We start from the raw sequence: 1,239 nt of genomic DNA on the forward strand, positions 1-1,239 counted from the left end.
CCTGCGGCCACAAGTGGTCTACGAACGAGATGCTGTTGCTGTTACAGTAGTCGGTAATGAAGACGAGCCATCGACGCGAACCGAAGAAACCCGAGAAAACGCAGCGAACCGAGAATCAGTCGAACTGCTCGACGACCGCCCCGACGACCGCGATCTCGACCTCTTCACGAGCACCGGAGAGGAACTCGATCCGACCCTCGCGCAGGCCCGCAGCGCTGATTCCGGCGTTCGGCGCGTTCGAGGCCGCTTCACGAGCCACTTCTCGCAGGTCCACGTCCGTGTCCGCGCGGACCCAGAGTTCGTCCATCGCGACGCCGATCGTCACGGCCGCGTCGCCGCGGCGGTGGAGCTCGTCAAGCAGCAGCGAACTCGGCGGGAAGTCGTACTTGTGGGTGTACTCCTCGGTGTCGAGCACCGCGACCTCGACGCCACCGCTCTCGCTGCGCTCGATGTTGGCCTCGGCGGTCTCGACTTCCGTGTCCATCTTCTCGCGGAACTGGGTCGCGATGTGACCCGCCAGCGTCTCGCTCTCGGCGGCGTCCTCGGGCGCGCCGGCGGCGACGGCCTCGGGGCTCTCGCCGAACAGCAGGTCGCCGACCAGTTCGCGCTTCTCGTCGTAGGACTGGTAGAACGCCTCCAGCGCGATCGCCTCCCGCAGCTCCGTCACCGCCTCCTCGTCGAAGCCGGCCTCGCGGGCGGCGTCGAGGTAGGAGTCGGGCGTGTCCTCCCAGTAGCTGACTGCCGGCAGGTGGGCGATCTCCTCGCGCACCTCGGGGGAGACCGTCGTCGCGAGCGACGACGCCAGCGCGCCCGTCGAGAGCCCGTCGGCGTCGGGGTTGACCAGCACGTCCGACGTGTCGGCGATCTCCGGGTCCGCCGGCGCGGCGTCGACGACGACGCGCTTGGCGCCGTAGATCCCCAGCATCTCCAGCCCGTCCTCGCTCTCGACGGTGGAGGCGGTGCCGGCCAGCACCACGAGCGGCAGCTTCTCGTCGTGCCGGTCGCGGTCCTGCAGCATGCTGGTCACGTCGTTCGTCGCGTCGTTCATCTCGTACACCGACTCCTCCAGCGGACGCCGGTTCACGTAGTGGTACTCGGCGTCGCTCTCGGCGTGCTCCTCGCGCACCATCGGGAGGATGGCGCGTTCGAGCGCCACGCCGGCGACGTAGCCGTCGGCGGTCGCGGCGTGCCGGACCACGATCGGTCGGGACTCGAACACCGCGCGGCGGATCGCCTCGG

General features: G+C 69.1%; 1 pseudogene. It reads right to left on the reverse strand.

Going from position 1 to position 1,239, the window contains the following annotated elements:
• Positions 1-115 precede the first annotated feature (115 nt).
• A pseudogene (locus tag ACFR9S_RS14730) lies at positions 116-1,239 on the reverse strand (DNA-binding protein); the annotation flags it as partial.

The sequence above is a fragment of the Halolamina salina genome (genome assembly GCF_042678005.1).
In the GTDB taxonomy this organism is placed as follows: domain Archaea; phylum Halobacteriota; class Halobacteria; order Halobacteriales; family Haloferacaceae; genus Halolamina; species Halolamina salina.